Here is an 18,536-nt window from a genome sequence, read left to right on the forward strand (position 1 = left end):
AATACTATTTAAGAAATAAAGAAATTTCAGCTGCATCTGAGACAAATATAGGGTGATGAAAATGTGGAAAACGATTGTTTCCTACCTTCCAGAATGGCAGGTTTTTATACAAGCTTTTATTGTGTTTTTTATTCCGTATTTAATCTCCAAATTGTTTAATCGGCTTCGCAACTCAAAGGATGAGTGATGAAAATGAAAGAGTGGATATCAAAGATCAGCAAAAAGGGAAAAGTTACGAATAAAGACAAACAAGAAGCAAATACCTCCCAAGTTTCAACTGATCAGTTTACAGATAATTTTAATTTGAATCTCGAAATGGTCAGGCAAGAAATTGGACATAATTGGGATGTGCATTTTCGAGAATTTAATATAGGGCGTACCGGTATTCGGTCAATTATCATTTTTGCGGATGGATTATCAGATAAAGACATCATTGATAAACATATCATGACATCATTGATGGTTGACTTTTCAGAAGAATATAAACAGGACCTACCGTACATCAAAGGAAGCATTTCAAAAGAATTCATAAAAAATGAAGTGTTATCTATTAGTGAGGTAGAAGAAGTTGGTTCCATTAAAGAGTTAGCATCAAAAGTATTAACAGGTTCTACCGCGCTTTTAATTGATGGATTAGTGGATGCCCTAATCCTAGGTACAACAAAACTAAAAACAAGGACTGTTGAAGAGCCGGTATCAGAGGCATTAGTCAGAGGTCCACGGATCGGTTTCACTGAATCTTTAGTTGATAATACATCTTTTTTAAGGAGTAGTGGTGAAATTGAAAGTTTATCGTTAGTACAATTCCAAGTAGGTAAGCAATCAAAAAAAGACTTAGTTGTCGCTTACATTAAAGATATTGTTGATCCCGAATTAGTTCAAGAGGTAGAAAATCGAATTAAGAAAATTGATATTGATAATGTTCCGGAATCAGGTTATGTAGAGCAACTCATCGAGGATAATTACCTTAGTCCTTTTCCGCAGGTACAGAATACGGAGCGTCCTGATCGCGTGATTGCTGCTTTGATGGAAGGCCGGGTGGCCATCCTATTGGATGGGACGCCATTCGCTTTGATGGCTCCAGTTACATTAAGCATGATGTTGCAATCACCAGAAGATTATTATGAAAGATGGATTCCTGGAACATTCATACGTTTACTCCGTTATCTCACAGTTGTTCTGGCTCTTTTTACACCGTCTATATATATAGCTTTCATCTCATTTCATTCAGGGTTGATTCCGACCAAACTGGCCATCTCCATTATAGGAACCAGGTCCGGGGTTCCGTTTCCGGCACTTATCGAAGCATTATTCATGGAAATATCCATCGAAATTCTGAGGGAAGCAGGACTGCGCTTACCAAAGCCAATTGGTCCAGCAATGGGTATCGTCGGCGGTTTAATCATTGGGGAAGCTGCTGTACAGGCAGGGATCGTTAGCCCTGTTTTGGTGATTGTAGTAGCGTTAACTGCTATTTCATCATTTTCCATTCCGCACTATAGTATTGGGATTACATTACGGATTCTGCGTTTTCCAGCTATGATTTGTGCTGCCACATTTGGATTATACGGGGTCATTCTCTTTTTTCTTTTAATGACCAGCCATTTAGTTAAATTAAAAAGCTTTGGTGTACCTTATATGAGTCCAGCCGTTCCTTATCGCTTAAGTGAATGGAAAGACCTGATGGTTCGCATGCCACTTATGATGATGAAGCGCCGTCCAAAGATGATGCATACAAAAAACCCCATACGTAAAGGATAACCTATCGGTGAAAGGGTGGTTAAAGAATGATTCTCAATCCGAAAGACCAAATCACGACTCCTCAAACAGCTGTCATTATCATCAACTTTATACTTGGTACAGGATTACTCACCCTACCCCGTTCATCCACGGAGAAGGTACATACACCAGATACATGGATAAGCGTTATTATAGGCGGAATTATCGCGATAATCGCAGGGGTGATCATGGTCAAATTAAGCCAACAGTTTCCCGATAAGACCTTTTATCAATACATCAATGAAATTTTAGGAAAATGGGTGGGTGGGTTACTCAGTTTAGTTATAATCTGTTATTTCCTTACGACTTCCGGGTTTCAGCTCCGTTCAATGGCGGAGGTTGTAAGGTATTTACTTCTTGAAAGTACGCCTATCTGGGCAATTATTATGATGTTTATGTGGGTGGGTCTCTATCTGATCATCGGCGGCATTAACCCGATTGCCCGTCTTTTTGAAATTATATTACCTTTGACGGTAATCCTTTTTTTGGTCGTTACCTTTATGAGCATTAAAATATTTGAGATCGATAATCTTCGTCCGGTATTAGGAGAAGGAGTTATCCCTGTACTTAAAGGAGTAAAAACAACGGCTCTCGCTTTTACAGGGGCTGAAATCATGTTACTGCTTATTCCGTTTATGAATCAGCCCAAAAAAGCAGTAAAAGCGGTTCTTGTTGGAGTTTCCATTCCATTGATTTTTTACGTGATAACGGTCGTAATGGTTATCGGAGCATTATCTATTGATGGAGTGGTCACGAGAACATGGCCGACACTTGATCTTATACGAAGTTTTGAAGTCGCCGGTTTGATTTTTGAACGGTTTGAATCTTTATTGCTCGCGGTATGGATCATGCAAATATTTGCGACATTTACCATTACATACTTCGCTGCCGCTTTAGGGCTAGCTCAAATTACGAAAAAGAGCATTCACCCATTTATGTTTGGCTTGCTTCCGATTCTATACATCATTGCCATGCTTCCGAAAAATATCAATGACCTATTTAAACTTGGAGATAACGTCGGTAATGCCGCATTGTTTTTATTTGGTTTACTACCGCTCCTCCTGCTTATTATCTCAAGAGTTAAGGGAGGAAACTATGAAACAAACACATAAAAATATACGTCCCCTCTTCGTTTCCCTCTTCGTTCTTTTGTTCTTATCCCTTACAGGATGTTGGAGCAGTCATGAAATTGAAGAGCAAAGTTTAGGTATAGGTTTGGCATTCGATAAAGGCAAGCAATCCTCCAACGAGAAAAAGTTAAATGAACAAGTGGGGGGATATTTGAGAAAGGACCTGATTACTTCAACCTATCAACTTATCACTCCACAAGTAGCAAGTTCAACAACGAAACAAGCCGGACCACAAAAAAAAGCTTATATTAATGTATCTCAAACGGGAGATTCCGTCCTTCAAATGACTCGTGAATTATCATTGAGAAGCGAACAACCTTTATCCGCTTACCATATGAAAGTGATTGTTGTCAGTGAAAAGCTTGCAAAATCGTATAGTTTGGAACAATTACTTGATCTTAATCTTCGTGATAATGATTTTAGACCAAGCTGTCTTGTGCTCATTAGTAAAGAAAGAGCAAGCAAAACACTGGAAACAAAGACAGCAGGAGAAATTCCAGCGTTTCGTCTGGTTGGTATTGTAGAAAATACCTTTCGAACAACGAGGATTTTGCCTCCTATGTCGCTTATTAAAATAGCGAGCCAGATCCATTCAAAATCTAGTTTTCTGATGCAAAATGTACTATCAGTGAATGGGGAAGTCAAATTTGCGGGAGCTGCCGTGATCGATGGAAAGACACACAAAATGACTGGTACTTTGAATGAGGAGGAACTGGAGGGCGTCACATGGATAACAGGTAAGGGGAAAGGCGGTGTAGTGAAAAGCTTTGATAAAGAAACGGGTCAGCTGATTGTTTATGAGATAGAGTCCATGAAAAGCACGATCATACCACGAGTTAAAGGAGACAACATCTCTTTCGATGTAAACATTGAATCAATGGGAAGACTGTCTGAAACTTGGGTGGTTCCGGGAAATACTTTTAAAAATGAATTTCTAAAAAAAGCAGAAAAATCCTTTGAAAAAGAAGTGGAACGCTTGGTGAGAAATGTAGTAGAAAAAATGCAAAAAGAATACCAAGTGGACGTTGCTGGGTTTGGAAATCGATTGAGAATTGAGAACCCCAAAGTATGGAAGAAGGTCAAAAAGGATTGGGATCAAAGATTTAGTGAAACTACTATAAACTATGATGTGAAATTAACCATTAACGATTATGGAACATCAGGAGGATTAAAGAAGTGAGCCCTCAGGATAAACACATATGAGCTTCTAGCATTAAATGTTGGGAATGAAAACTTTTTCTTAAACATTTTCAAGTACCACGGGAAGCTATTAAACGGTGACCATGAAAATACAATAACGATAGCATGAAAAGGCCTCCCACAGTAAACTGGGGAGGCCTTCAACTTTAAAGTGAGTTGTTTTCCACTCAGGCCCTTTTACATAAAACCTTAACCGATGCACCAGGTTGGGACATCTACCATTTATAACACTCAAATAGCTTCTTTATTTATTCATATCCTAAATTTAATACGTGGTGTAATCGTCTTCGTGCACTTTCAGCTATCTCACGTCTCATTTGTTGCAGTATATCAGCATATACATGGATTGTCATGGGTAACCCATCTTTATATCTGTTGTGTGTTTACGAAAATATTTTTCGTTTAACATATCTTCCTGAATTTTTTAAGTCAAAGATCAGCTTAATTCCACTTTAGTAATTTCACTTAAATAAACCCCATTTAAAATCGAGTCTTCATCTGCAACAACATATTCAATAACAGTCGGGCTTATGGTTCGAATATAAACAAAAGCTGAATCATCTGCATGCTCAATTCGAAGCTTTTTCCTCTGTGCCTGCTTAATTTCAAGCTGGTTGGTACTAGCTTCCGGAAGGCTAGTGTAATAAATTTCAAAATCTTCTTCTGACGCATCAATGAAAAGATGCCATATGTTATACTCTTCCTCTTGATCAATCACTGTTTTTAATTTCCCTTTTCTCCCGATGCCAAGAAAATACTTGAATTTTGATTCGCCATTCACCATATCGCGGTCAATGACTTTTATGCTTCCGCCTTTTCTGCTTTGTACAAGTCCAAAAGCAACGCCTGTTTTTCCTGTAGGAGCTGTTAAAATATCTCGGTTAACCACTCTGTTTCTCTCTTCTTGCTTTAAATAAGCGCCTTCTGTCCCAAGTGGTGGAAGAATCTCAAAAAGATTATCAGACACTTCTCCCCAGTTTTGAGTGTTCTGTACTTCCCTTTCAATCCATTTATTAAATAAATTCATAACGACCGGGGATTTACTTGAATTACCCGCAAGCAGTATATTTACTTTACTAATTTTGCCGGGTTCTGACCGGGCAAAAGCGCGCCTTAATGACTCAAAGAAATTTTTAATGCCTTTTTCAATTCTTTCCTCAATCAGTTGTTCCATTTCATCTTGATCGATCAAAAGTTCCACATTTAGTTTTGCGTGGCCGGCTTTGTCAAACAAGTCTGCCCGGATCATGCCTTTTCCAAACTGTTCTTCATACCGTTCATGTCTTTCCCAAAGTGGCCTTAATTTTTCTACCAATTGTTTCGTATTTAAATAGGATTCTTGTGACTCATTAATCAGCGTTTCACTTCCGGGAAATTTCACACATTCTGCTGGGAGAGTAAAAGGAATGTTTAGCCCACGCATTGTTCTTTGGTTGTTTTTAAACACTTGGAACGCCAAAAGCTCTAGCATGTTCTCTCCACCTAAATAACGGTCCCCGCCCGCTGCAAAATGCTCGATGACATAATCATATCTGCTTTCTTTCAAGCCTGCTTCACGCCAAATACCAAAATCAAAATCTGTCGTTCCTCCACCAAAATCAAACACGCCATAGTACGTTTTTTCATCCTCTTCCGGTTCAAACCCGTATTCCTGTAACGCACAAACGGCATAGGCAGCAGGTTCACTCGCCCCAGCGGTAACACGAAACTTTTTCATTAATTCTTCATCCTGCTGAATCGGCATAGGAAGCGTCTTTTTTAACCCACGCTCAAAACACTTTAGAATTTTTTCCCTTACCTCTTTTTCATACGTCACCGGGAAAGATAAGGTGTAGTCCAGGTAAATTCCATTGTTCTGGTTATTGATATACAAACCGAGGTAGTAGGCGTATAACTCAATTGGGTTGATTTCCTGATCGGTTAAATCCAGAAAGGAACGCAGTACAACCGCATATCCCCTCTTGTCTTTTAATCGGAGTTCGTTTCTCTTTTCTCCAGCCCACTGCTTTAGATTATTCAATATGGAATAATAATGGTCACTCTTTCCATTCATCAAGTTGTTAAGGGCATTGTGGGAAACCGTCACATCCTGCCACCTTGTATCTGGTCTTCCTTCTTTTTCTTGATAAATCTCCAGGAAATGTTCTAAATCAATAAATTCAATCACGGTTGGATTTTCATAATGCCAGTCTTGTACTTCCGTGTTAAGGTAGCCAACCCCAATACGCATGGGAAGAGTAAAATCACTTTCCTCTTGATGAACGACCACTGTACTTTTCGTTCCAAAATCAATGCCAACTATGCCGTCCTCCCTAATATCCATTTTAGGGTTTCTGGCCATTATTTCTTCGTTCAGTTTTATCGTTAAAGGTTTTTCATCAGATTCGACAGGCCATAAATCCCAATGTCCTCGGTTTGGATCTATTAACATCTTTTCATCATATGTATCAATATCAGCTCTTACTTTTTCAGAGTTTAAAAGCTTCTCATAAAACGTCTTGGAATCGATAGCGATTGATGGCAATTCTTTTAGAAAACTTTCATGATCTAAACCCTTTAATTGATACAATGCCAGCAAATAATCATACTCCTTCTGGCGTTCTGCGCTTAATCCACTTGGTACCAATCGGTTTTCCAGCCAGAGTTTGAGAGCCATTTGATCATTGATTTCAAAGGCATTTTCCCCATTTAAACGGAAAATAGGAACGAAAAATCCTTTTCCTAGCAAATTGGTTTTTTGATTTACCACATCGAAACTTTGAATGTCGTACCCGTTGAATTTAAAAGCTATTGATTTAGAAGAGTTCGCCGTTTGATTGGCAAATATCCTTGAAATGGAAGGATTTTTACTCGTGGAGTAATCATCTAAAGCTATTATTCTCTTATATACAGGGTGATCGGTTGTATTGAAACTTTTGGCAGCTTCTTCCCGTGTCATGGCATCACCTATGAAACCGGAAACGTCCAGATGCTTTTTGTAGTCAAAATCTTCGTCCACTAATTCATAGTATTTTCTATAAGGAAATAAAGCTGCAATGTTATGATCATATATAACATTCCCGTTATTCATGTAAACCCATCTGGAACGGAGCATCTTTTTAATGTCTTGAAAGAAGCTCGCTTCATCCTTAAAAAAGGTTTCTTCTGCACTCTGATATAAATGGCTGATTAAAGATCTCACTTCTTTATAAGTCATTGAAATGGCAGAGACCGGAACGGTTTGGGAGTCAGGTGAGACTAGAACCTGCTCTTCGTTCTTATTCATTAAGTAAATAGAACTGTCTATGTTATTTTTTTCAGCTAAACTTGTTACATTCTCAAGGGGCTCTTTATCTTCTATTGTTTCTTGTTTTTCAACTTCTTTTAATAATTCTCCTGAAAGAGCTTCACCAGAATCCAAATAACATATCAGATCACCAATCTTGGCTATAGTGTCCTCCGCTACATGCAATTCTTTAAGGGTACCTTCTTTTTCTGAAAAGAGGTCAAATTCGATGCCCTCACAGCTGAATTTGGCTAAGCTTTCGCCCACCGTAATATAATCGCCTGGCTGTTTATACCATTGCACAAGAAGGACTTTTTCAATGCCTTCTTCAATCTCTGGGATAATAATCGATGTCATTGTTATTTCTCCTTTATTATCATTCTCTTTTTCGCCTGCTAGATTCTCACAACGGATTTTTTAATGGTTTTACCATTAATGCTTATATATCCTGGCAGCAGGATGTCCGTAATGTTCCCGGATATTTTGCTATTAAGGGCTCTTATGTACAAGTCTTCTCTGAAGAGCTCATTCATTTTCACTTCCTGTATTTTATATAAAGGGGTATCGTATGTTTTACTGTACTCTTGAAAGAAATACAGAAAAAGGGCGAGCAAAATCTCTCTTTCCTTCTCTCGTCCTTCCAAAATCTCGTTTTTAATAAAATCCCACAAAGAAGAAATGTTTTCATATTGCACACCACAGACAATAAATTCCTGAACCGAACCTCCCTTGAAGATTCCTTTTAAGGAACATTTAGTGGTTTCGGATAATTGTTGAACAGCTTCGTAAAGTTCTTCTGCTTCCCGATAGTCTGCTCTTCTCTTTTGCAATTCATTAAAATAGGATTCCATTTTCTCATTTAGATGGTGGATCATTATTTGGTACTCACTAATTTCCTCATTTTTCGAATCAATCTCTTGTTGGAGCTTTGCAATTTCTTCTTCTTTTTCTCTCAGCAGCTCCTTATGTTCCCCCATTTGACTAAACGAGCCCGCTTCTGCTATTTCTTTTATCTTTTCAATGACCCTTTCGTCTTGAAGGGAAACCATTAATGCCCCAATAAAACCATCATCTAATTCTTTATTCATCTTTACACTCCTTTCAAAGTGTTAACCAACCCTGAATAGCTACATAAGCTTGCTCTGCTGTTTTTGGGCGTACCAAATATACCTTCTCTGCACATTTGGATTGCGCTTTTTTAAATAGTCCACCTGTGCTTTAGATAGTAAAATTCTTACGGTTCCATATACCACGCTGGTCTTCTAATGGCTCATTATTTTGAACTTTCTTTACCTAATTCGCTATTTGTGCTCACTTTCGGTAACTTTCCGCTTTAATTCTTCTGTATATGTATGAAAGGTTTGCCCCTTTTTCGCCATAGAAAAATCCCCTCACAGATAGACTGTTAGGAGAATACAAACATAACTTATATTCTAAGAAAGCAGTAGTGAGATTACTTATTTCCATCAAAAATACGTATATAACGTATTAAAGATGTATTGATAATATGATGCTTACTATCACTTTTTACAATAAAATACTCGCAGTGTTCCATCTTTTTTAAGACTTCTTGTAAAACGTCTTCTTTTTTACTACTCAATCCTTTTTTTATTTTCTCCCACTTAACATCAGCGTCAAGAGTATAACAAACATGGAATTCCTTTAACAGGTTAATCTTCTCCTTAAATGCTTTAGTTTCTTTAACTGTTTTTATTTTGATAAAAATCGATACACAAGAAATAAAGAGCAATATTGTTAAAGCTAACGACAAATTACTATAACTTTATATAGTTACCCATCTGTTGTATACAAGATCTATTTTGTTGATATCTAATCCAAATTCATTAATTAAATCATGCATCAAATTTAATCTTTCCTCACTCCGATATACTACCTCATAAGTACTACTTAATAATATTCGGTATGATCCTATTGTTTAAGTGGGTTGAAATAACTAGGGTTAAACCATCTGCTTACTGGATACAAATTAGTTGAAGATAATTACTTGCAGTTACATTAATATTCATTATCGATATCCATGTTCAAACAAAGATGAAGCTCCATTCTCGCATGAAGAAAAGGCCTCCCACACAGTAAACTGTGGGAGGCCTTCAACTTTAAATATATGTTAGGTGAGTACTCATTACTGATTCCTCGTTCCCCCCTATAACCAGGAGATTTAATCTCCCCATTCATCTTTAAATAAAAAAGAAAGTAATGGATAAAAAAAGGACTATATATCAATATTTATTTCACAAGGGTTCGACTAGCTTAAATTAAAATGCGTTATTATTAATAAGAGGACAAACCCGAACAAAAAAAGCCCTTCTCGTTTGAGATGGCCTCTAGTTTTGCTGTTTCAGCGCAATCGCTTAACTTTTAAATCGCATTGCTTGATGCTAGTGGGTTCTTGATTGTTCGCATACATGTTTGTATGGGAGCTTAAACAAATTATCCATAACAGCAGTAACACAATCTTCGCAATAATAATTGACGAACTCTCTACCTTGTTCAAAAATTGGTGTCATGGTATCTATGTCAGCCCATTTAAAACAGTAAATACACATTTGCCTCATGATATATCACTCCTTCTCTATCCAGAAATAATTGGTAATAATCAAATGAAGAATATGTGTTACTTGCAGACATTATTCATGAAACGATACTCTTTCGTAAAGAACCCCGGCCATTTAAGGTAGCAGGGGAATAAACCGCTATAAACTGATATCCATTATATACCACCTAACCTGAGTATTAAACCTCCCCCAAAAACATTATTATTTGCCCATAAATGTTTCCACCTAGACTTTCCCTCTTTTCGTAGAAGTTATCCCAGGGTTAAAATTTGTGTTTACTTCGTTTGCTGATTGGAAATAACATAATAAATCTTTTTGCCATAACTAAAATTCCTTTATCCACTACCCTGCCCCTTTTGTTACATAAGGAAAAGAGCTGCCAAAGCAACTCTCTTATTGAAGTAAAGTATCTGTCTCAAATTCAAGAACGGTTATTGAGGAATGACTGTTCCTTTTGTCACTCTATCACTGCCAGTTTGTGTGAAAGACTCCCGCTAAATCACGTCGTTCATAGGTATGTGCTCCAAAATAATCACGTTGTGCTTGCAAAAGGTTAGCATTTGAAATGCCTGTTCGATAACTATCGTAATAAGTAAGTGAAGCGCTTAAACATGGAAACGAGATACCGGAATTTATTCCCTCACAAACAACCTTTCGCAATCCTACCTGATAACCTGTAACCTTTTCAGCAAAATATGGTGAGATTAATAAATTAGCCAGATTCGGCTGCTCTTGATAGGCTTCGCTAATGATGTTTAAAAATTCGGCACGAATGATGCAACCACCGCGGAAAATCAGCGCAATATCCTTTAAAGGCAAATCCCAGCCGTAAAGTTCAGAAGTCATTTTATATTGAGTGAAACCTTGTGCGTATGCACAGACTTTTCCCATATATAATGCTTGTCTAATATAGTCAATCCACTCATTTTTATCTAATTTTTGCTGAACGTTCTCAGGGCCTGTTAGAATATTTTCTGCATTAACCCGTTCTTCTTTTAAAGCGGAAATGTAACGGGCAAACAAAGACTCTGTAATAATCGATGCTGGTATTCCGTTATTAATCGCTTGCATGCTGGTCCATTTACCTGTGCCTTTTTGTCCTGCTTTATCAAGAATCACATCGATCAAGGGTAAGCCCGTTACTTCATCTTTTTTCCTTAAAATTTCGGCTGTGATTTCGATTAAATAACTTTTCAGTTCACCTTGATTCCATGTTTCAAAGATGTCCGCAATTTCATTAACTTCCAAATGCAACTTTTCTCTTAAAAACGTATAAGCTTCGGCGATTAATTGCATATCTGCATACTCAATCCCGTTATGTACCATTTTTACAAAGTGACCTGCTCCTTTTGGACCGATATAGGTACAGCAAGGGTCATCATTTACTTTGGCTGCAACTTTTGTCAGAATCGGAGCTACTTTTTCATAGGCGCCTTTATCTCCACCTGGCATGATTGATGGTCCTTTTAACGCCCCGACTTCTCCACCAGAAATACCAATTCCTAGATAACTGATTCCTTTAAATTTCAATTCATCATATCTGCGTTCAGTATCTTCATAATGGGAGTTACCGCCGTCCATGATAATATCGCCTGATTCAAGATGAGGAAGTAATGAATTGATCACCGAGTCAATCGGTTTACCCGCAGTCACCATTAGAAAAATCTTTCTTGGAGTTTCCAGTGACTGAACAAAGTCTTGGATTTCGTAATACGGATGGAGCGACTGACTGTCCAATTTAGCAACAAGCTGATCCGTTAAATCTCTTGTGTAGTTATAGACAGCTACTTGTTCCCCTTTACTAGCCATATTTAAAGCGATATTACTGCCCATGACCCCTAAACCGATGACACCAATTGTATTGAACATTTATTTCTGCTCCTTTTATGTAAGAATAATAGGCAGTAAATCCCTGCCATAAGTGGGGGATTTACTGCCGGGAAAAGCCTATACAAATAAGCTTAGTAATAGAATAAATCCTAATCCAGCTACTGAAATAATCGTCTCAAGCAAGGTCCATGTTGCAAATGTTTCTTTCATGCTTAAACCAAAATACTCTTTAAACATCCAGAAACCAGCATCGTTGACGTGTGAAGCGATTAAACTTCCCGCTCCTGTAGCAAGTACAACTAGAGCAAGGTTAACGTCCGTCTGACCTAACATCGGAATAACTAAACCAGCTGTCGTTAAAGCAGCAACGGTTGCAGACCCTAAGGAAATACGCAGGATTGCCGCGATGATCCAGGCAAGTAAGATTGGTGATAATGATGTTCCTTTGAATAATTCAGCTACATAGTCACCTACACCGCCGTCGATCAATACTTGCTTGAAGGCTCCGCCGCCCCCTATGATTAAGAGCATCATTCCAATATGCAAGATTGCCGATGTACAAGATTCCATAATATCTTTCATTGGAATCTTTCTTGCTAATCCCATTGAATAGACCGCAAATAATAAGGAAAGCAACATGGAAGTACCGGCTTCACCAATAAAACGGATAGCTGCAAGTAGACCATTGTCTTCAAAGCCCATTGTTTTTTGCATCAAAGTGATAATCGTAGCAATTGACATTAATATAACCGGAAGTAAAGCGGTAAATACACTGATTCCAAATCCAGGTGTTTCTTCAAGTTTAAATGATTTTTGTTCTCCTAAAGAAGCAATGCTGCCTGTTTTCGTAAATGATTCAGGTACTAATCTTTTAGCTATCTTCGTAAATACTGGTCCAGCTAAAATAACGGTTGGAACCGCAATAATGAAGCCGTAAAGTAAAACCTGACCAATGTCTGCACCATATTCACCAGCGATAACGGTTGGTCCTGGATGCGGCGGTAAGAAACCGTGAGTTACGGATAATGCCGCTACCATTGGAATACCAAGATATAATATCGAAACTTTTAATTCTCTTGAAATGGCAAATACGATTGGAATTAATAATACTAATCCCACTTCAAAAAATAACGCGACACCGATAATAAATGATGCTGCTACGACTGCCCATTGAATATTCTTTTCACCGAATTTTTTAACAAGGGTCATGGCAATGCGCTGCGCGCCGCCTGAATCTGCGATTAATTTACCCAACATCGCCCCAAGACCAAAGATCAACGCTAAGTGACCAAGTGTTCCGCCTAATCCAGCTTCAATGGTTTTGACAATTCCATCAAGTGGCATCCCAAGTGCTAAAGCTACTCCAAACGATACAATGATCAAGGAAATAAAGGTGTTTAATTTTAAGCCCATTATTAAAATTAATAAAGCGACAATTCCTAAAGCGACAATAACTAATGGCATTGTAATTCCTCCTTGTCTTTAATTTGTAGCATTTATTAAGTTTCTTTGATAATTCGCAATCTGTGTATATTCGTTTCCCAATACCCTTGATAGGTTAATAAAAATCGGCAGTAGCTGCCTATATTCTTTTACAGAATCATCTTTCGGTGTGTGCTTGTGGGTATTGCCTATCATGTCAGAAACTACTTCGAAGGAATCAATTTCCCCGGTGGCATATAATCCTAATATACAAGCGCCCAAGCACGAACTTTCATAGCTTTCTGGAACCACGACTTCCGATTCGAAGATATCGGACATCATTTGCCGCCAAACAGCCGACCTTGCGAAGCCTCCCGTAGCTTGAATTCGGGTCACGGGACCGTCCATGCATTCGGTTAAGGCTAAAAATACTGTGTATAAATTGTAAATGACTCCTTCTAGAGCCGCTCGAATCATATGTTCCTTCTTATGCGACAGTGTTAATCCGAAAAATGAACCCCGTACGTCTGGGTTCCATAATGGTGCACGTTCACCTGCAAGATATGGATGGAATAGCAATCCATCAGCGCCTGGTCTAACACGTTCGGCAATCTTGGTTAAGACTTCATAAGCGTCGATTCCGAGCCTTTTAGCTGTTTCTACCTCGGAAGAAGCAAACTCATCACGAATCCAGCGAAGGACCATCCCTCCATTGTTTACCGGCCCGCCAATCACCCAATGCTTTTCCGTTAAGGCATAGCAAAAGATTCTTCCTTTTTCGTCTGTTTTCGGCTCGTCAATAATCGTCCGAATCGCACCGCTTGTCCCAATCGTGACAGCGATTTCGCCTTTCCGGATAGCGTTTACACCTAGATTTGAAAGGACACCATCACTTGCCCCAATGACAAAGGAGGTTTGTTGATCAATCCCAATTTGTTTGGCTAAATCCGGGTCACAGTTGTTAAAGATCTTTGTTGTTGGTACGAGTTCAGATAATTGATCACGCGTTATTCCAGCAATTCTTAGGGCTTCCTCATCCCAATCCAAGTTTTTGAGATTCAACATGCCCATGGATGAAGCAAGGGAATAATCGACAACATATTGATCAAAGAACTTTTTAAAGATATATTCTTTAATTCCGATATATTTTTTAACTTTGGTTGCGATCTCTGGACGATCATTCACAATCCAGGTGATTTTGGATAATGGTGACATCGGGTGTATCGGTGTTCCAGTCCGTTTGTAAACTTCATGCCCATTTAATTCATCTTTTATTTTATGGGCCCAAGCTTCACTGCGATTATCTGCCCAAGTGATACAACGGGTTAGCGGCTGGTCATTTTCATCCATAGCTATAACACTATGCATCGCACTGCTAAATGAAATAAATGATAGTTTTTTATCTGGATGCTGTTTCGTTATATTTGAAAAGGCTTTCAGAACAGCCTGGAAAATCTCCTCAGGGTCTTGTTCCGCTGTTGTCATATCCGGTGTGTAAAGGGGATAGCCAACATTCTCTTGCTGAATGACATCGCCTTTTTTCGTAAATAATACAGCTTTTGTACTTGTTGTACCGATGTCTACACCTAACATATAGCTAGTCATTTTCTTGTTCGACTCCTTTTGAAAGCATCTGTTGGGCCATCCATAAGTCTTCAACTTCCCCTTGAACATCATCAAAGTTTACATGTAACGACTTAATCATGAGGTCTCGATCTTTTGTTCTGATCGCATCAATATAAAGTTGATGATTATTAATGATCCGTGTAAAGTCTTCATACTTTTCTTTAAAACGACAACGCATGGATAGAAGAATCAAACTTTCCATCACAGGTTTTAAATTATCCCAGATCATCAGTATGTAGGAATGATTGATGGACCGAATGATCGTTTCGTGGAACAGGACATCCTGATAGGAAAACTCATCAGCATCTCTGTATTTTATGGAAATTTTCATCATTTCCAGTGTTTTACTAAGTTCCATTACTAACTCACTAGTGTCCACCTTTACTAGGCGTTCAAATACAAACGTCTCGATGAGTATCCGTACATCATATATTTCTGCATATTTTTTTTCTGTTAAACCAATGACAACCGCACCCATTCTTTCTAATCGGATGATATTTTCAGATGCCAGTATTTTTAACGCTTCACGAACTGGTGAGCGGCTAACGCCAAAGTCAGCAGCTAATTTATTTTCAGATAGTATGGTACCGCTTTCAATCATCCCCGAAATAATACGCATTCTAAGCTCGGATGTTACACGATCACCAGCTGAAGCTTTTGAAAGCCATTTTATAGGATAAAGAAATTCCTTTGATTCAACCATAAATTCACCTTCTTGTAGAGTTCAAGTACACTTGTATACAAGTATTATAATCTTAAAATAATTAGTAATGCAAGCTTTTTGAATTCAACTGGATTCTCGTTAATATAGTCAAAGTTTGTTGGGAGTTTAGAAGGTTTTGGTGCAAAAATAACTTATGAATACTTGGTATTATTTTTTTCCATTGCATTCCTCACCATGCGCTTTTGCTTGTATAACCTTTGCAGGAGCCCTGTCCTACATTTTCTTGGTTGGTAAAATCGAAAGGGTTCAGGATCATTCTGATTTTGATTTACGAAATGGTAAGAAGATATCGAGCTAATGATGAATGCGTAGAATATCTACAAACAACAAAGCAGTGCATCCCTAAAATTGGGATCACTGCTTTGTTGTTTGTAATTTTTGCTAATACCCTACTATCAAAGCTAAAGTCAACTCTTACTGATCGTATTACTAGTAAAGTAAGTAAGAAATCTAGCCATCATAAAAATATATCTTTGCAACTTTTTCTGAAAATCCTGCAATAATTATTGCATAGATATCAATTGTACCCAATAAGTGTGCCTGGCTAAGAATTTAGTCATATTTAGCCTTTTCAATGTACTTATGTTTTACTACATCTTTTAGAAGCTTCTAATTTTGTCGATATCTACTCAGAATTTGTAGTTATTTCTCGGGAAATTGTTGAAATTTGAAAATAGTGATGTGACATATCGTTTGTCAGTCAGATGTTCATTTCACACGTAGCTGCGAGTTCATTGGTTAAAAAATTTAGCTCTCTTTTAATTGAATGAGAACATGGGTTAAATTGTCATATGTATCGGGTATCGCTATCTCTGTTTCATTGGTTCCTTCTAATCTTTCTTTTTCTTTATACGAAGCTATGTAAATTTCCACATTTCATCCATTTCGTTCTAAGTTTTAAACATACTTTCGAACATTAATTTTGCATCTCCACTTCTTTGCCACTTCCTTTGAAGAGGATGCTCATTTATTCGGATGTATATCATTTTGCATATCGGACCTCCTTTCTATTTAAAGATGAAGGTTCTGTGGATTTGCTTTCATGTTATATCGCCCAGCGATACGAAACACAAAAAAGAAGCGATAAGCCCCTTTCTTGAGGAACACTATTAAGGACATGGATCTTGCTAGAGCTAGGAAACCGTTGTTTTAAGCTGAGACATATCGTTTGTCAGTGGACGTTCATTTCTTGTGTAGCTGCGAGTTCATTGGTTAAAACAATCAAAGTCTCTTTTATTTGTTGGGAATTATGGGTTAAGTTTTCATATATATCGGGTATGCTATCTCTGTTTCATTAGGTTCATCTAATCTATCTTTTTGTAGATACACAAGGTCTTTACCTGTACTCTCTAGGGACTTGTCCGTATCGCGTAACGCTATATGCGCTTCGATGTCAGATTGAATAAAGATAGGCAACCTCCATCTTAAAAACTCATATCCGTTTCGTTCTAAGAACGGTAGGTGTTGCATCCCCACTTCTTCTTCCACTTTCTTAGAAAAAAAATACTCGTTCATTCGGATGTATATCATGTGTGCATATCGACCGCCGCTTTTCTATTAAACCTAAAGGTTTCGAATTTATTTGCAAGTTATATCGTCCAGCGATATGAAACAAAAAAAAAGTGCCGCTCAATCCCTGTCTGGAGGAACTCTAGTAAGGATGACTCTTGTTTTTGAATACAAGTTCTTAACCTTTTCAACTCCCATTTTATCAAACTACCTTTTTTGCTTGCTTCAAATTGTGTATTTTGTTTTAGACGCATATCGCTTAAACAAATCTTCAATGAATTTCAATTGAGCCTTCGTTTGCCTTTGGTAGAACGTCCGATACATTGGTATCGTCAAGCTCTTATATAGTAGGTACCAAATCCTGCAAAGTTGAAATATTCTTTCTTAAAATCTATGTTTCAGCTGCGCGAATCATATATGGCACTATGAATTTTTTAAAGTTTTATGGATTCGCATCTCAATGCTTTTATCCATCATTATTTATTTAAAAAATATTTATCAAACGTTTCTACATCAATAATTTGCTCCACAAATCAATACACAGCTAGGCAAAAAACCTTAACAGTCACCTTATTTTCTAAATATGGAAAAAAGCCCCCGCCATTTTTCGGAACGTTTTTGTATAGCCTCTTCTAAACGTTTATTAAATTCATTTTGTGAACTCCATTCTTTTTTCTGTTCGTCCCGCATATTTTGTATTTCTTTTTGTAAGAGTTCACTTTTTTGTTTTTCTTGTTCCAGCAATGTTTCGTATTGGGTATTTTGTTGTTCAGTTAATTGTTCAATTTTAGCATTAGTTCTTTGCGCTGAATTTCCAATACTAGAACTTATAACATGATGATCTTGCTGGAGCCGGGAAACCTTTGTTTTAAGCTGGGACATATCGTTTGTCAGTTGGACATTCATTTCACGTGTGGCTGCGAGTTCATTGACTAAAAACATTAAGACCTCGTTTAATTGATTGGGATCGTGGGGTGAATTTTCATATGTATCGGGTATCGCTATCTGTGTTTCATTGGATCCTTCTAATCTTTCTTTTTGTTGATATACAAGGTCTTTTGCTGTATCGTCTAGGGGCCTGTCCGTATCGCGTAGCGCTATAAGCGCTACGATGTCAGATTGAACAAAGATACGTCGATCTCCATCTTTCAAAAACTCATATCCATTCCGCTCCAAGATTTGACCATACTTTCGAACAGTGGGAGTTGCAATACCCACTTCTTCTGCCACTTCCTTGGAAGAGAAAGCTCGTTCATTCAGTTGTATATCACGTCGCATATCGGACCTCTTTTCTATAACTAGTTGTATCTGTAGTCTACCTGACCTTAAATTTTCTGTCTAGATGAGTATAGCCTATCCAGAAGTTGTTAGGGATAGCGATAAGATTTCCTTTTCCTTTCTTCTGTTTCCATATAGGATTAAATAATCTATTCGCTTACCTTCCTTTTCTTGCATAGCCTCTATCTATACCTATC

General features: G+C 37.8%; 10 protein-coding genes and 1 pseudogene. 3 read left to right on the plus strand and 8 right to left on the minus strand.

Annotated elements, in window-relative coordinates; all coding sequences use genetic code 11:
• Positions 1 to 192 precede the first annotated feature (192 nt).
• Genes QFZ73_RS09340 through QFZ73_RS09350 form a run of 3 tightly spaced genes read left to right on the plus strand, consistent with a single transcriptional unit; the run spans position 193 to position 4,089 of the window.
• The gene (locus tag QFZ73_RS09340) at positions 193 to 1,761 is read left to right on the plus strand and encodes a spore germination protein (protein WP_373458924.1); all 1,569 of its coding nucleotides are present in this window, start codon (positions 193 to 195) and stop codon (positions 1,759 to 1,761) included.
• A 26-nt stretch (positions 1,762 to 1,787) separates the two neighbouring features.
• Entirely contained in the window at positions 1,788 to 2,891 is a 1,104-nt protein-coding gene (locus QFZ73_RS09345; protein WP_307265588.1) for a spore germination protein, read from the plus strand.
• Positions 2,875 to 4,089: a Ger(x)C family spore germination protein gene (locus QFZ73_RS09350; RefSeq protein WP_307265590.1), complete on the plus strand. Its 1,215-nt coding sequence runs from the start codon at positions 2,875 to 2,877 to the stop codon at positions 4,087 to 4,089. The genes QFZ73_RS09345 and QFZ73_RS09350 overlap by 17 nt, the downstream gene beginning before the upstream one ends.
• Before the next feature lie 456 nt (positions 4,090 to 4,545).
• Here the strand turns inward: QFZ73_RS09350 and QFZ73_RS09355 are convergent, their stop codons facing one another.
• From QFZ73_RS09355 to QFZ73_RS09390, 8 genes and pseudogenes are all read right to left on the minus strand, one after another.
• Complete coding sequence (locus QFZ73_RS09355; protein WP_307265592.1) at positions 4,546 to 7,731, minus strand: biotin/lipoyl-containing protein; 3,186 nt, start codon at positions 7,729 to 7,731, stop codon at positions 4,546 to 4,548.
• Between the two features lie 38 nt (positions 7,732 to 7,769).
• The gene (locus QFZ73_RS09360; RefSeq protein WP_251435083.1) at positions 7,770 to 8,462 is read right to left on the minus strand and encodes a hypothetical protein; all 693 of its coding nucleotides are present in this window, start codon (positions 8,460 to 8,462) and stop codon (positions 7,770 to 7,772) included.
• A 105-nt stretch (positions 8,463 to 8,567) separates the two neighbouring features.
• Positions 8,568 to 8,753 (minus strand): annotated as a pseudogene (locus QFZ73_RS09365) (IS3-like element ISBth8 family transposase); the annotation flags it as partial.
• Between the two features lie 1,662 nt (positions 8,754 to 10,415).
• Positions 10,416 to 11,819, minus strand: coding sequence for a decarboxylating NADP(+)-dependent phosphogluconate dehydrogenase (gene gnd, locus QFZ73_RS09370; RefSeq protein WP_307265595.1), 1,404 nt, complete (start codon positions 11,817 to 11,819; stop codon positions 10,416 to 10,418).
• A 78-nt stretch (positions 11,820 to 11,897) separates the two neighbouring features.
• Complete coding sequence (locus QFZ73_RS09375) at positions 11,898 to 13,244, minus strand: GntP family permease (RefSeq protein WP_076372451.1); 1,347 nt, start codon at positions 13,242 to 13,244, stop codon at positions 11,898 to 11,900.
• An 18-nt stretch (positions 13,245 to 13,262) separates the two neighbouring features.
• A complete protein-coding gene (gene gntK, locus QFZ73_RS09380; RefSeq protein ID WP_307265598.1) occupies positions 13,263 to 14,807 on the minus strand; it encodes a gluconokinase in 1,545 nt (514 codons plus the stop codon).
• Positions 14,800 to 15,531, minus strand: coding sequence for a GntR family transcriptional regulator (locus tag QFZ73_RS09385; protein WP_307265600.1), 732 nt, complete (start codon positions 15,529 to 15,531; stop codon positions 14,800 to 14,802). The genes gntK and QFZ73_RS09385 overlap by 8 nt, the downstream gene beginning before the upstream one ends.
• Positions 15,532 to 17,631: 2,100 nt before the next feature.
• The gene (locus tag QFZ73_RS09390) at positions 17,632 to 18,339 is read right to left on the minus strand and encodes an SH3 domain-containing protein (RefSeq protein WP_307265602.1); all 708 of its coding nucleotides are present in this window, start codon (positions 18,337 to 18,339) and stop codon (positions 17,632 to 17,634) included.
• Positions 18,340 to 18,536: the final 197 nt, after the last annotated feature.

This window comes from Peribacillus sp. V2I11 (genome assembly GCF_030817135.1).
GTDB classification, from domain to species: domain Bacteria; phylum Bacillota; class Bacilli; order Bacillales; family DSM-1321; genus Peribacillus; species Peribacillus simplex.

What these genes read in the sequence shown, in the direction of transcription:
- QFZ73_RS09340 (WP_373458924.1), top strand. Translation starts at nt 193, where the DNA reads ATGAAAGAGTGGATATCAAAGATCAGCAAAAAGGGAAAAGTTACGAAT.
- QFZ73_RS09345 (WP_307265588.1), top strand. Translation starts at nt 1,788, where the DNA reads ATGATTCTCAATCCGAAAGACCAAATCACGACTCCTCAAACAGCTGTC.
- QFZ73_RS09350 (WP_307265590.1), top strand. Translation starts at nt 2,875, where the DNA reads ATGAAACAAACACATAAAAATATACGTCCCCTCTTCGTTTCCCTCTTC.
- QFZ73_RS09355 (WP_307265592.1), bottom strand. Translation starts at nt 7,731, where the DNA reads ATGACATCGATTATTATCCCAGAGATTGAAGAAGGCATTGAAAAAGTC.
- QFZ73_RS09360 (WP_251435083.1), bottom strand. Translation starts at nt 8,462, where the DNA reads ATGAATAAAGAATTAGATGATGGTTTTATTGGGGCATTAATGGTTTCC.
- gnd (WP_307265595.1), bottom strand. Translation starts at nt 11,819, where the DNA reads ATGTTCAATACAATTGGTGTCATCGGTTTAGGGGTCATGGGCAGTAAT.
- QFZ73_RS09375 (WP_076372451.1), bottom strand. Translation starts at nt 13,244, where the DNA reads ATGCCATTAGTTATTGTCGCTTTAGGAATTGTCGCTTTATTAATTTTA.
- gntK (WP_307265598.1), bottom strand. Translation starts at nt 14,807, where the DNA reads ATGACTAGCTATATGTTAGGTGTAGACATCGGTACAACAAGTACAAAA.
- QFZ73_RS09385 (WP_307265600.1), bottom strand. Translation starts at nt 15,531, where the DNA reads ATGGTTGAATCAAAGGAATTTCTTTATCCTATAAAATGGCTTTCAAAA.
- QFZ73_RS09390 (WP_307265602.1), bottom strand. Translation starts at nt 18,339, where the DNA reads ATGCGACGTGATATACAACTGAATGAACGAGCTTTCTCTTCCAAGGAA.